Source organism: Chryseobacterium gambrini, assembly GCF_900156825.1.
Classification (GTDB): Bacteria; Bacteroidota; Bacteroidia; order Flavobacteriales; family Weeksellaceae; genus Chryseobacterium; species Chryseobacterium gambrini.
This window is the reverse complement of sequence record NZ_FTOV01000002.1, coordinates 407808-421620: the sequence shown is the minus strand read 5'-3', so window position 1 is coordinate 421620 and position 13813 is coordinate 407808. Positions and strand designations below refer to the sequence as shown.

10 protein-coding genes are annotated in these 13813 nt (G+C 36.0%); 3 read left to right on the top strand and 7 right to left on the bottom strand.

Annotated elements, in window-relative coordinates; genetic code table 11:
* Positions 1–44: 44 nt before the first annotated feature.
* The gene (locus BW951_RS05490; RefSeq protein ID WP_228427504.1) at positions 45–2861 is read left to right on the top strand and encodes a gluzincin family metallopeptidase; all 2817 of its coding nucleotides are present in this window, start codon (positions 45–47) and stop codon (positions 2859–2861) included.
* Between the two features lie 100 nt (positions 2862–2961).
* Here the strand turns inward: BW951_RS05490 and BW951_RS05485 are convergent, their stop codons facing one another.
* Together BW951_RS05485 and BW951_RS05480 are read right to left on the bottom strand one after the other, a co-directional pair.
* The gene (locus BW951_RS05485; RefSeq protein ID WP_076390859.1) at positions 2962–3825 is read right to left on the bottom strand and encodes a T9SS type A sorting domain-containing protein; all 864 of its coding nucleotides are present in this window, start codon (positions 3823–3825) and stop codon (positions 2962–2964) included.
* 99 nt (positions 3826–3924) lie between these two features.
* Positions 3925–4665: a T9SS type A sorting domain-containing protein gene (locus BW951_RS05480; RefSeq protein ID WP_076390858.1), complete on the bottom strand. Its 741-nt coding sequence runs from the start codon at positions 4663–4665 to the stop codon at positions 3925–3927.
* A gap of 187 nt (positions 4666–4852) precedes the next feature.
* Here BW951_RS05480 and BW951_RS05475 point away from each other — a divergent pair, with 187 nt between their 5' ends.
* The gene (locus tag BW951_RS05475) at positions 4853–8065 is read left to right on the top strand and encodes a hypothetical protein (RefSeq protein WP_076391006.1); all 3213 of its coding nucleotides are present in this window, start codon (positions 4853–4855) and stop codon (positions 8063–8065) included.
* Between the two features lie 186 nt (positions 8066–8251).
* Positions 8252–9250, top strand: a complete 999-nt coding sequence (gene dusB, locus BW951_RS05470; RefSeq protein ID WP_076390857.1) for a tRNA dihydrouridine synthase DusB — start codon at positions 8252–8254, stop codon at positions 9248–9250.
* A gap of 64 nt (positions 9251–9314) precedes the next feature.
* Here the strand turns inward: dusB and deoC are convergent, their stop codons facing one another.
* The 5 genes from deoC to BW951_RS05445 form a co-directional block, all read right to left on the bottom strand.
* On the bottom strand, positions 9315–10058 hold the full coding sequence (gene deoC / locus BW951_RS05465) for a deoxyribose-phosphate aldolase (protein WP_420866224.1): 744 nt from the start codon (positions 10056–10058) through the stop codon (positions 9315–9317).
* Between the two features lie 6 nt (positions 10059–10064).
* The gene (locus BW951_RS05460; protein ID WP_076390855.1) at positions 10065–10535 is read right to left on the bottom strand and encodes an Lrp/AsnC ligand binding domain-containing protein; all 471 of its coding nucleotides are present in this window, start codon (positions 10533–10535) and stop codon (positions 10065–10067) included.
* Between the two features lie 32 nt (positions 10536–10567).
* Positions 10568–11503 carry an endonuclease/exonuclease/phosphatase family protein gene (locus BW951_RS05455; RefSeq protein WP_076390854.1) on the bottom strand — a complete coding sequence of 312 codons (936 nt, stop codon included), beginning with the start codon at positions 11501–11503 and terminating at the stop codon, positions 10568–10570.
* A 375-nt stretch (positions 11504–11878) separates the two neighbouring features.
* Positions 11879–12550, bottom strand: coding sequence for a tRNA (guanosine(37)-N1)-methyltransferase TrmD (gene trmD / locus BW951_RS05450; protein WP_076390853.1), 672 nt, complete (start codon positions 12548–12550; stop codon positions 11879–11881).
* The gene (locus tag BW951_RS05445) at positions 12547–13809 is read right to left on the bottom strand and encodes an NAD(P)/FAD-dependent oxidoreductase (RefSeq protein WP_076390852.1); all 1263 of its coding nucleotides are present in this window, start codon (positions 13807–13809) and stop codon (positions 12547–12549) included. Before BW951_RS05445 ends, trmD begins: the two co-directional genes overlap by 4 nt.
* Between the last annotated feature and the right edge of the window lie 4 nt (positions 13810–13813).

Here is a 13813-nt window from a genome sequence, read left to right as displayed (position 1 = left end):
GAATCTCTGCAAAATAAGTTATATTTGATACTTTATCAGGAATTTTGAAAAGAATCAGTATTTGTCTTATTTTGTTTTTGGGTGTTGCAGAAGTTTCTGCACAGAAAGATAGTATTTATATCGGAGCTAAATTATCTCAGGATAAAAAGATGCTTGATGTAATCGAAGAAATTGTGTATTTCAACAATTCGGAGAAAGATCTCAACACCATTAAGCTTTTGAATTGGGTCGCCGCTTACAACAGGCGCGGAACTTCTCTGGTCTACCGAAAACTGGAAGACAGAAATACCGATCTTCATTTTGCTAAAAAAAATGAATTGGGTAAGCTGCTGAATTTACAGGTTAAAAATTCAGGCGAAGAAATTCCTGTAGCAGAAACTTCTCAGGAAAATATTTTTCTTCCTTTGAAAGAAACTCTGAAACCCGGAGAAAAAGTAAAACTTCAGCTGCAATATCAGATTCAGCTTCCTGATAAGAAATTTACAGGATACGGAACTTCTGATACCAACGTAGCGTTAAAATATTTCTTTATTGTTCCGGATCGCTTTGATCCGGACAATATTTCCAAAAGAGATTATGCCGATATCGAAGAAACCGTAAGTTACAATACGTTCTGGAGGGTAAACTTTGATCTTCCGGTTAATTATTTTGTAGAAAGTAACCTTTTACAAACGCAGATCAATTCTTTCAACGGTTATCTGGATTCTGATCCTGAGTTTCTGATTTCACAAAATGAATATACTTCCATTAATATCAATACCAACGATATTCATACGGAAATTAAATTCGGTTACAATTTAAAGCCTGAAGAAAAAGAAAGTCTGGAATTTTATCTTCCGTTACATTTAAAATTCATCAAAGAAAGGATCGGTTCTGTTCCTGAAAGAATTTTCATTTCAGATAAATTCAGAAATAAAGAAGATTTTTTCGGAAATAATGATATTGCTTTCTGGAAATTCAGATTCCAGCTTTTTACCGATGCCGAAAAAACAGATCTTGACTATTTCGGAATTGTTGCCAAAAAAGTTTTAGATGAAATCACCATTACCGATAAACAGGATCATCACTGGTTCCGAAACGGACTGAAATCTTATCTGGAAATTCAGTACCTCAAAAAATTCTACGCAGATACTAAATTGCTGGGAAATTTACCTGAAACGAAAATTTTCGGGGTAAAACCTTTAAAATTATTTCATGCTTCGGATGTAAAACTAACCGAAAGATACGGTTTGGCGTATCAATACATCATGTCTCAGAATCTGGATCAGAAAATTGATGAAAATTATTCTGACCTGAGTAATTTTAATGACATGGCGATCAGTAATTTTGAAACTGGAACGCTTTTCAATTATTCTGCCGACAAAATGGGTTACGGAAATTTTGAAGCTCTTGTAAAAGATTTTATTGCCAAAAATACCGACAAAGAGATTGATCCTGCTGATTTTTTAAAAGAATTAGCAGAAAAAGATAAAAGAACATCTTACCTTCCTGAATTTCTTGAACATAAAAACAGGGTAAATTTCAGACTGAGAAAATTTAAAAGAGAAGGCGATTCTCTGAATGTAACCATCCAGAAAAATACTTTTGCAAACATTCCGGTAAAATTACAGACGACGTCAAAAAACGGAGAAATCACAGAATATTGGGTTGAAACAGACGAAAATAAAAAGGAAAAAAAAATCTCAATTCCGGCTTTAGATACCTATAAAATAACGCTGAATGACGATTACATTTTCCCGGAAGACAATTACAGAGATAATTTTTTGTATGCAAAAGGTTTCTTTTCCAATATGCGGAAAATAAAGCTTAAACTGATTAAAGATATTCCGAATCCTGAGTTCAATGAAATATACATCAATCCGAGGGTACGTTTCAGCAATACGTATGATAAATTTCTGATCGGATTTAACTTTAAAAATCAGTCGTTTTTCGATCAGAAGTTTCTGTATTCCATTACTCCGACTTACAGTACCGGAACAGGAAAGCTTACGGGTTCAGGAGCGATTGCCTATTCTTTCCTTCCTGCTGAAAGCATCATCCGAAGTCTTACTTTCGGAGTTTCAGGCTCTTATTTTCACTATGATTATGATCTCGCCTACCGAAAAGCTTCCATTTATTCGAATTTAAATTTCCGAAAAAACCCGAGAAGTACGGTAAGCAGAAGCTTAGGTGTTTCTTATAACTATTTTGAAAGAGACCTTAATGCGTTGATGATTGCCAATAACGACTATGACCGGTATAATCTATGGAGCGTTGGATATGGATATAACGACAGCCAGAGTATTCACGAAAAAAGTCTGGGTGTAAGTACACAGTGGATGGAAGATTTTCATAAAGTAACCGCAGAAGGATTTTACCGATGGGAATTTGCGCCAAGACAAAAACTGAGTGTACGTTTATTTGCAGGATATTTTATTAAAAACAATACAAGAAACAATACCTTCAATTACGGAATTTCCAGAGTTTCAGACTACTCTTTTTCCTATAATTTATTGGGACAGAGCGCAACAGGCGGAATTCTTTCCCAGCAGTATGTTTTGGCAGACGGAGGATTTAAATCGTTCATTCCCGGAAGTGTAAATAAATGGATTACTTCAGTAAACGTAGATACAAGTGTATGGAAAATTTTCCACGTCTATGCAGATGCAGGAGTTTATGACAACAAAAACCAATCGACGAAATTTATCTGGGACAGTGGCGTAAAAGTGAGAATCATCCCCGATTTTCTTGAAATCTATCTTCCGGTGCAATCTTCTTTAGGTTTCGAACCCGGCTTTAAAGATTACGGAAAAAGAATACGATATACTTTAATTCTTAATCTGAGTTCTATTATTAATGCGGCAAGAAGAGGTTGGTATTAAAACTGACAAAAAAAATGACTATAAAAAAAGCCTCAGATTTCACATCTGAGGCTTTAATATTATGTATTAATTCTTTATTACAGAACCAAATTATTAATCTTTAGTCTTTCAGGATTTTTTGAGAAACCGGCTTATTGTTTACTGTACCAGTTACGATATAATTTCCTTTTTGTAATTCAGCAACGCTTACAGACTCATTTTCTTTTACAGAAGCTGTTTTAACGATCTGTCCTAGCATGTTGTACACTTTTATATCTTTAGCATCAGCTCCGAAAGTAATCTCATCATTTTTAACAAAAGTATTTTTAACGAAGTTACCTCCTTTTACAGTAGATAAATCAGTAACAGCTAAGGTTCCTGATGTAGAATTTTGTGGAGTTGGTGCACCCGCAGCAAAATCAGTATTATTATTATTCGTATCTCCTGAAATTCTTGCTACAGAGTTTGTATTTGAGGGAGCCGGAGCGGGTCCTGAACCTTCATACTGGCTTGCTGTTGTTCCAAATCCAACAAAATCAAGCACATTACCATCAGTAGGCGAAGTAACCTGTGTTGCATTACTTGCCAAAGCAACTTTTCCTGCCGTTGCTGACATTGCAAAACCAGCAGTAGTATTAGTTCCTGTTCCGAAATTTGTAGGAATAGGAGCAATATAATCGGGAGTTGGAAGGTTTGTTGTTCCTGCGTTACCCAACGCTTCCTGAACAAGATAAGTTTTACCAGGTGCTAAAGTAATATCGGGTAAAGTATGATACTGCGCAATAGCATTAGCAGCCGATCCATACTGTAAAGTTGCACCGCTTAATGTTACAGTTGTTGATCCAATATTCTTTAATTCAATAAAATCATTCTTATAAGTAGAGCCACTATTTCCTCCACCACCGTAGATTTCATTAATTACAATCTGGGCGTTCGCTAAAGCTGTTATCCCAATAATACTCAAAAAAGTAAAGATCTTTTTCATTGTTTTAAAACTTTAATTATTAATATTTTATACGAACAAATTTACAAAAAAACCACCATTTAAATTAAATGGTGGTGAGTATTTAACAAATTATTAAAATTATTTTTTAATAATTTTCTCAGAAACTTTTTTACCGTTTAGTATTCCCGTTACAATATAGTTCCCTTCTTTTAGTTCAGAAACATTTACAGATTGATTCTCTTTTACTGAAACAGACTTTATCATTTGTCCATTCATTGTATAAATTTTCACCTCTTTAGAGTCTGCTCCGAAAACAATTTCATTATTTGTTATTAAAGAGTTTTTAACAAAAGTCTCTTTTGCTTTAGATAAATCGTTAGCAGATAATGTTCCTCCCAATTGCGTCCATGAAACATCATCTAAAACAATCTGTCTACTTCCTGTTGATCTAAATTCTATAACAACATCTCCAGGAGTATTTACGGTTACAGATCTTGTATAATTCGTATCCATTGCTGCTAATGAATAATTATCTACCTGAATATTATTAACATACACAGCCATCGTTCTGTTAGCACCAGTTCCTGCAGTAAAATAAGATCTTACAGTATAAGTAATTGTACCCACTCCGTTTGCTCCTGAATTGGCTTTTACATTTCTTGTTCCACTTGAGTCAAACCCAACGGAAGTTCCTGTAACGTTATCTGTAGAGGTAACTTTTCTTGCTCCTGAATATGTCCAAGTAACTCCATTATCTCCAGAATAACTTCCCCCGACATATGAACTTGCTGATGCATTTAAATTTGTAAATGATTCAGACCCTTGTGCAAAAGTTAATCCTGAAAAGCCAATTAAGGCTAAGAAATAAAGTTTTTTCATGACTTAAAAAATTTAATTATTAATAATTTACAGGCCAAAAGTACACCATTTTTTTTTAGTAATGCAATAATTGGGTTAATTTTCTGTTAATAATACTAAAACCCTTTCCATAAAGTATTTTTAAGTATTTTTACGCTTTATTTTTAGAGATTTGCGAAATTTTATTCTGATATTCGTGTTGTTGTTCGTGGGCATATTTTCAGGAAATGCTCAGGTATTTACATGGAAAAATCCCAATCTTCCGCAAGACACTCTTAAGAATGACAGTCTTAAGCAGGACAGCATTCTCGCAGCCAGATTTGAGCAGGATATTTTCGCAAAAGATACCCTCGATTTTGTTAAAACTAACAACCGCATCATTGTAGATGAAGGAGTTTTGGCTAAAAATGATAAAAAAAGATTTTTAGGGGAATTAAATTCCAAAGGATCCATCATTCGCGGGATTACGTTTGGTAACAATCAGGGGCAGTCTGTACAAAGTTCAATGGATTTACAAATTTCCGGAAGACTTTCAAAAGACGTAACCATTCTTGCAAGTATTTCGGATCATAATCTCCCGATTCAGGCAGATGGATATACACAAACGCTTGAGGAATTCGACAAAATTTATATGCAGCTTAATATCAAAGATAAATCGATATTGAGAGCGGGACATCTGGATTTGGTGGAAGCTAAAAATTATTTCGCTAAATATCAGCGAAGAAGCATGGGACTCGAATTTCAGACGGAATTCGGGAAAGAGAACAAAACCTTTGTGGATGTTTCGATGGGGGTTGCACGAAGTGAATTTCACAGAATCCGTTTTCAGGGAGTGGAAGGAAATCAGGGTCCTTACCGTTTAACCGGAAAAAACGGCGAACAGTTTATCACTTTAATTTCAGGTTCTGAACAGGTTTTCATCGACGGAATCTTGATGAAGCGTGGTGAAAATCAGGATTATATCATCAATTACAATACCGGAGAAGTTACTTTTACCAGTTTCCGACCGATTTTCCAGCAGAATTTCATTACGATATCTTATAATTATACCAACAGAAATTATTCCAGATATTTATTTACCGGAAAAGTTGAGCATAAAAGAGAGAAACTGAAGCTCGGACTGAACTGGTTTATGGAAAACGACAATAAAAATGCACCGCTTTCTTTAAATCTTTCACAGGAAGATCAGCAGATTCTTGCAGATGCCGGAAACAATCCGAATTTAATGTATGCTCCATCAGGTGTGGTTACAGAATATGATGTCAATAAAATCTTATACAAACTGGTTCAAAGTTCGGGAGGAAATTATTATGAGTTTTCAACCGATGCCACACAAACATTGTACAGCGTTTCTTATACGTATTTCGGGGCTAATTTAGGAGATTACAAAATTACGCAGACTACGAATAACGGTCGTGTTTTCGCATACGTTGGTCCCAATATGGGAGATTATCGTGCCGTAAGGAAACTTCCTTCACCGGAAAAATCTCAGGTATATTCTGTAAATTCAGAATATTTATTGAAAGACGGAAAAATTGGAGCGGATATTTCTTTGAGCAATTATGATGTCAATTTATTTTCATCAAAAGATTCTCAGCAAAATATTGGATATGCATGGAGAGTTTTCGGAAACAAAACCTTCACCAAAAACAACTGGAAAGGAACTCCGAATTTCGAATATCAATACATAGACAAGCAGTTTCATATTTTAGACCGAATTAATGATGTGGAATTCTCAAGAGATTTCAATCTGGCGCAGGAATTCAGCGGAAGAACGCAGAACAGATTTATTTTCAGCTTTTTGAATAAATGGAATAATAAATCAACATTAAATTACCGAATCAACTATCTTGATGAGCAGGAAACATATAAAGGAATAAAGAATGATCTGGATTTTGGGTGGATCAGCGGTAAATTTTTCACAAAAGGAAATTTATCCTATCTGAATACCAATGCTGTACTTCAGGACACCAAATTCATCAGAGGCGGGGTTTCCACTGAGTTTACCGGCAAAAAGGGAAGCTGGGCGATTGGCGGAAGCATGGAACACAACGAAAAGAAGTACAACGATACTCAGCTTATGGATGTTACCAGTTTCAGCTGGAAAGAAATTTTTGTTCAGAAAAAAATCGGAGACAGTACAAGAACCAAACTTTTGGCAAAGGTTTATATGCGAGATAATGATTCTGTGCGGGACAACCGACTTCAGAACATGAATAATATTTTGGGAATTATGGCAGAAAGCCAGATCATCAAAACAGAAAAAACAACGTTAAATGCCCTACTCCACTACAGAAAGTTCTTTTATCAGAATCAGGATGTGGATCTTTCGAGAAACAATGACTTCGTTGTCGGAAATATTCTTTATAATCAGCAGCTTTTCAAGAACGGAATGCGTTTGCAGGCTTTCTATGAACTTGGGAACGGACAGGAAGCACAAAGAGAGTTTCAGTATATTAAAGTAACGGACGGACAGGGAATTTACAAATGGACGGATTACAACGGAGACGGTGTTCAGCAGCTTGATGAATTTGAAATTGCCGAATATTCCGATTTGGCGCAGTACATTAGAATCTACACGAATTCCGTACGTTATATACCTTCCAACAAAAATAAAATTCAGCTCGCGTTATTTGTGAATCCATCGATTGTTTTTAATTCTGAAAATAAATTTTTAAAACGCTGGAATTTCAATATTTCATTAAACTCACAAAATTCATTCTTCAAAAAAGACAAAGTTCTGGTTTTGAATCCTTTTGAGAAGAGTGATGACATGATTCTTAAAAATCAGAATATTCTGGCTTCCGCACAGTTCAGTCCGACCGACAAATCCGGCTGGAACGGAAATTACCGTTTCATCTCCAATGATAACCTCATCAATGCGAATTTCAGTAATGAGGAGCGCGAACAGGTTTCGCATTTCCTGAATATCGGCTATTGGTTTAATAAAGAATTCCGTATCGACTGGGAAAATTCGGTTCATGATATTCAAAATTCTTCACAGTTATTTTCTACAAGAGATTACCGTCTGAATAATTTTGAAACAAAACCAAAGGCAACCTATAAGTTTACCGATGCCATTCAGGCTGAACTTTCTTCGGCATTCCGCCAGAAACAGAGAGTGGATGGAGAAGAATTGCTGAAAGCTTTTGACGTTACGGGAACGATTCAGTGGGAACGAAGAAAAACGTCCATCAGAGGAAATTTCTCGTTCATCAATAATAATTTTAACGGTAACAATTTCAGTATTGTCGGAAACCAGATGTTGGATGGTTTAAAACCGGGGAAAAATCAGGTTTGGAGTGTTTTCATTCAGCAGGCGATTAATTCTTTCCTTCAGCTAAATTTAAATTACGAAGGCAGAAACTCCGGAGACCGCACGATTCATATCGGAAGTATGCAGGTGAAGGCCAGTTTTTAGAGTCGGAGGATTTTTGAGTTGGAGAGTTTTTGAATCGGAGAGTTGGAGGGTTTGAGGGTTTTAAATTTCTTGCTTAGTATTATAATTTACCTGAGATTTTCGTTTTTTACACTGCTTATTTGACAGCAATTACATTAATAGAAATTATCAAATTCTGAAATGCTCAGAAATTCGTAAATTTGCACCATGATAAAAATTGGCAATATAGAACTGCCGGAATTTCCGCTTTTGCTTGCACCGATGGAAGATGTGAGTGATCCGCCGTTCAGAAGACTTTGCAAAATGCACGGAGCAGATTTAATGTATTCGGAGTTTATCTCTTCGGAAGGATTAATTCGTGATGCCATCAAGAGCAGAAAAAAGCTTGATATTTTCGATTATGAAAGACCTGTCGGAATTCAGATTTTTGGAGGTGACGAAGAAGCGATGGCAATGTCTGCAAGAATTGTGGAAACGGTAAATCCGGATCTGGTTGATATCAATTTCGGATGTCCTGTAAAAAAAGTGGTCTGTAAAGGAGCAGGAGCAGGAGTTTTGAAGGATATTGATCTTATGGTTCGTCTTACCAAAGCCGTAGTGCGTTCTACAAGCCTTCCTGTAACGGTAAAAACGCGTTTGGGTTGGGACAGTACTTCCATTAATATTGATGAAGTGGCAGAACGTCTTCAGGAAACAGGCATCAAAGCATTAACCATTCACGCGAGAACCCGCGCGCAGATGTACAAAGGGGAAGCTGACTGGGAACATATTTCAAGAATTAAACAAAATCCTAATATAGAAATTCCGATTTTCGGGAACGGTGATATCGATTCTCCTGAAAAAGCATTGGAGTACAAACAAAAATATGCGTGCGACGGTATTATGATCGGTCGTGCAGCGATTGGTTATCCCTGGATTTTTAACGAAATCAAGCATTTCTTTAAAACCGGAGAACATTTGCCGGCTCCTACAATCGAAGACCGATTACTGGCTGTTCGTCAACACGCAGAATGGAGCGCAGAATGGAAAGGCGAAAGATTAGGACTGGTGGAAATGAGACAGCATTACAGCAATTATTTCCGTGGAGTTCCTCATTTTAAAGATTTCAGAAAGAAATTTTTAGAAGTGTTTACTTTAGCAGAAATGGATGCGCTGATTAAAGAAACGCAGGAGTTTTATACTGAATATTTAGCGCAACAGGCATAAAAAATAAACCATCAATAGTAAGTTGATGGTTTTTTATTTTCACTGTTAGTTTTTTTCCTTTCCCTTAGTATCCTTCCGAAGCTGATTGATTTTTAATTAACGCCAATGCAGATGAAGTTCCTATTCTTTTTACACCAAGACTGATCATTTTTTCGGCATCTTCCGGAGTTCTTACTCCTCCTGCTGCTTTTACAGGAAGTTTTCCGGCGTTTTCCAGCATGATTTTAATTCCTTCAAATGTTGCTCCGTTGGGTTTTCTTCCTTCTGTCTCATAGAAACCTGTGGAAGACTTTACGAAAATTTTGGATAAATCGTTTTCAGAAAAATTTTCTTCTGCCCAACCTGAAATGTTTTTGGTAAGATCAGCAATTTGCCCATCGTTTAAAGCGGCAATTTCGATGATCCATTTTGCAATTTTATGATGTTCCAGACAAAGCTTTGTACATTGTACAAACTCCTCTTTTACGAGTTCAAGATCACCTTTCAGATAAGCACTGTAATTGGTCACAAAATCCAGTTCATCTGCTCCGTCAGCAATTGCTTTTTCAGCCTCTGCAAGTTTTTCGTCTACAGAATAGGTTCCTTCATGAAACCCGATCACCGTTCCTACCACAACATCTGCATTCTTTTCCTGAATATACTTTTTAATTTCAGATACATAATCCGGACGGATCATTACAGCAAAAATACCATGATCTATCGCTTCCTGCGTGAGTTCTATATCTTTCTGTAAAGTTTCTTCTTGTGACAGCCCCGACTGTGCAGGTGTTTTCAAATATGTTGAATCCAGATATTGTGCAATATTCATAATTTATTATACTTTCAGTTGTCTGTAAATACCCTGTTCCAAAGATATGAAAGTTTCTGTTCTTATCACCCCTTTTAGCTGCTGAAGCTTACTCAGAATCTGCATAAGATGGTCATTATCTTTACAAAGAACTTTCAGGAAAATGGTATAATTCCCTGTTGTGTAATGTGCTTCCACCACCTCATTAATATCCTTAAGCGATTTTACCATGTCCGGATAATGACTTGGCTGATCCAGAAATACCCCGATGTAGGAAATCACTTTATACCCTATCTTTTTAGGATTAAGAAAGGAAATAGAATTTTCGATTACTCCCGCCTGTTCCAGTTTTTTAATTCTCTGGTGAACTGCCGTTGTGGAGATCCCTACATTCTTAGAAATATGAGCTAAAGAGGATTTGGCATTATCCATCAACATATAGATAATTTCCTTATCGATTGAATCTAACTGATAACTCGTGTTGTTTGAATTTTTCATTCTTTCTACTTTATTTATGTTTTTTACGTCTGTTACAAATTCCTGAATTTTATAAAAACCGGAAAATGATCGCTGTAGCCTCCCAGATACCTCGTTCCTGCGTAGGTTCTGTAGGGTCTGCCTGCAAATTTTCTGTCACGGCTGCTGAGTTTTTCAGAATTAAATATTTTTGCCTCCTGAAATTTCAGACCACGGTCATCATTAAAGAAAGGCTTCGATAAAATGATCTGGTCATACAGCAATCCCGATTTATAATGAAAAGTAGAATAATTTCTCGTGGAAAACAGACGCTGGAAAGGATTTTCCAATACTTTTATTCCTGCATCATCAAAAAGAATTTTTACTAAATTTTCATCATCTGGGTTTTCATTAAAATCACCGCACAGCAATACGTTTTCTTTATCATTATGTACAAGCTTCAGAATTCTTTCCCGAATTTCAGAAAGGATAAAGTCTCTTTTGGGCTTATTAACATCTTTTTCGCGTTTAGAGGGAAGATGCGCGATAAAAACATTAATAATTTCGTCTTTATATCTTACTTTCGAGTAAAGAATATCTCTTGTTGTATCGTAATTTCCTGTGCTTCTGTTTATAATTTCAAAGAAGAAGGTAATGGTTTCTGAATCTATTACTTCCACTTTGTTTTTATCATATAATAAGGCTACATCTACCCTTCTTTCGTCCATAGAATTGTAGTGTACAATTCCGTATTGCGAATTGAAAGGTTCCATCTCCACAAGATCTTCCAGAACTTTCCTTCCGGAAACTTCAGAAAGGCCGATCATAAAAGGCAGAACACCATTCTCCTCCTTCATCAGTCTGAAAACATGTGCAATTTTGGAAAGCTTATTCCGGTATCTTCCTTCATCCCAATTTCTGAGTCCTGATATCGTAGGATCTAATTTATGCTTTGGTTTCGGATCCGGTAAAAATAGATTTTCAACGTTGTAAAAACTAAACAGCTCCATTACCACACTTTTCTGATTTCAAACAATTCCTTTTTTTTAATTGATTATGTAAATTTATTATTTTATTTAATATATCGTCAATAATTTTAACAAATTTCGATAATTAATTTTATCACTCAAATATAGATAATTAAAAGAATATTTTAAATCAAATAGATAAATTTAATTAAAAATATTATGCATTATACAATATTTACCTTTAAGCTCAAATAAAATCAGTTTTTTAAATTTAGATTTTTGTTAGAAAAAATTCTATGAACAGTTAGGTAATAGGAATTTTTTCAATCATTTTTACAACAACAGCTATGATTTGCTATTGTCAAAATTTCAATAAAATTTGCCGATTATTTACAACTCTGATTGTTTTTATCTATTTTAAAGCAAGTCCGGACGCTTTTCTGTGGTTATCCTTACAGCTTCATCATGCCTCCATTCTTCAATTTTGGCAAAATTTCCGCTCAGCAAGACTTTAGGAACTTCTAAACCTTTGTAAACTTCCGGCCTTGTATAGATCGGAGGAGATAAAAGATCGTCCTGAAAACTGTCCGTCAAAGCACTTTGCTCGTCGTTCAGAACACCCGGAAGCAGACGGATGACAGAGTCTGCAAGAACGCAGGCTGCCAATTCTCCGCCGGTAAGAACATAATCTCCGATCGAAATTTCTCTGGTAATATGCAGATCTCTCACACGCTGGTCGATTCCTTTATAATGACCACATAGGAAAATGAGATTATTTTTAATAGAAAGTGTATTCGCAATTTTCTGGTTTAACGTAACTCCATCCGGCGTAAGATAAATCACCTCATCATACTCTCTCTGGGATTTTAATTCTGAAATGCAGTTATCCAGCGGTTCCACCATCATTACCATTCCTGCGCCGCCGCCGTAAGGTTCATCATCAATCTGTTTTTTTTTGTTGATTCCCCAATCTCTTAAATGATGGAAATGCACTTCTGCCAAACCTTTATCAATCGCTCTTCTTAAAATAGAAGTTTTAAACGGACTTTCCATCAGTTCCGGAAGCACGCTTATTATATCAATTCTCATTGTACTGTTTCGTTTTTCTTATTTGGCAAAATTATCAATCTTAAAGAAGAATCTTTATTAAAATAGCTCCACATCCAGTTAAAGAACACGGCAAGCTTGTTTCTTACACTTAAAATAAGCATTAAATGTAAAAACATCCAGAAATACCACGCCAGAAATCCCTGAAATTTAACAAATGGTAAATCTACGACCGCTCTGTGTTTTCCGATGGTAGCCAAAGAACCTTTGTCGTCGTACTCATACTCCACCCATTCACCTCCATTCTTCTTTAAGAGATTCCTTCCTAAATTTTTTGCCTGATTAATTGCTACGTTTGCCACCTGCGGATGACCCTGCGGATATTTCGGAGTTTCCATATACGCAATATCTCCGATTGCAAAGACATTATCGTAGCCTTTTATTTTATTGTATCGGTCTGTAATGTATCTGTTTTTTATTAATTTTTCGGCAGGAAAACCATCTACAACATTTCCTGTAACTCCGGCTGCCCAGATTACATTATTGGACGGAATGGTTTTTCCGCTTTTCATATACACTTTATCGCCGTCATAATCTGTAACGTATTCCTGACTTAAAAATGTAACGCCTAAATCTTTTAAATATTTTTCAGATTTTTGCTGAGCTTCCGGGCTCATTACCGCCAAAGGTTTCTCTGTAGAACTCACCAGAATAATCTTCAGATGATCGAAATTCATGTATGGATAATCGCGCGGAAGAATTTCTTTTTTCATCTCCGAAAAAGCTCCGGCTAATTCTACTCCGGTCGGTCCGCTTCCTACGATTACGATATTCCAATTTCCGTCGTCGCTTCGGCTCTTTTCTAGAATCAGCTTTTCGAAAGTCATTAAAACATGATTCCGGATACTGATCGCTTCCTGAGTATTTTTCATTCCGAAAGCTTTTCCTGCAAGATCATTATTGCCAAAAAAATTGGTTTTACATCCTGTTGCTATGATGAGTTTATCGTAGGTAAATTCCGCTTCGTCGGTGATGACTTTATTATTTGCGGTATCAATTTCCTTAACCTCCGTTAAACGAAACTGGGTATTTCTGGAACGCTGAAAAATTTTTCTGAAAGGAAAAGAGATATTGGAAGGTTCTATCCTTCCGCATGCGACCTGATAGAAAAGCGGCTGAAACATATGATGGTTTACCCGATCCAGAACAATAACCTTTTTGTTCTTGTTATTCAACGTTTTCGCAAGCTGCAGCCCCGCAAAACCTCCTCCAATGATGATGATCTTTTCGCGTGTTTCCATAGTA